The following is a 647-nucleotide window of genomic DNA, read 5'->3' as shown; positions in this document are numbered from 1 at the left end:
GCACCTGCCTGAAGGCGAGGAAATTTCCATCTACGGCGCGGCCATGCGTTATCAGAAAGACGGCATTCCCACCGTAGTTGTCGCCGGCAAGGAATACGGCACCGGCTCCAGCCGCGACTGGGCCGCCAAGGGCACCAACCTGCTGGGCGCCAAGGCAGTGATCGCCGAGAGCTACGAACGGATTCACCGTTCCAACCTGATCGGCATGGGCGTGCTGCCGCTGCAATTCCCGGAAGGCACCGACCGCAAGACGCTGAACCTGGACGGTAGTGAAGAGGTGGACATCCCGGATCTGGACAACAATCTGAAACCGGGCGACACCGTCACCGTGGTGTTCCGCCGCGATGGCAAGGAACAAAAAGTCGATGCCATTTCCCGCCTGGATACTGCAGCGGAAGTGGAGTACTACAAAAACGGCGGCATCCTCCATTATGTGCTGCGGCAGATGATGCAGTAGACGAGAGACGCTGCACGCTTCATGCAACACGCAGCCCGCTAACAGGCAATAACGCGGGCAAACCGTGTTGCCTGCCCTAACCCAAGAGGCCGCGCCCGGAAACGGACGCGGCCTTCTGTATTTTTGTCACCCATCGTAGGTCGCATTAGCCTAAGGCGTAATCCGACATCTGGCGTGCCCCTCCCCCCCA

1 pseudogene is annotated in these 647 nt (G+C 60.0%); it reads left to right on the top strand.

What is annotated here, in order from left to right:
- Positions 1–457, top strand: a pseudogene (locus A3730_RS27375) (aconitate hydratase); the annotation flags it as partial.
- Between the last annotated feature and the right edge of the window lie 190 nt (positions 458–647).

This window comes from Alcanivorax sp. HI0044, assembly GCF_001634945.1.
This window is presented reverse-complemented; position numbering and strand designations above follow the sequence as displayed.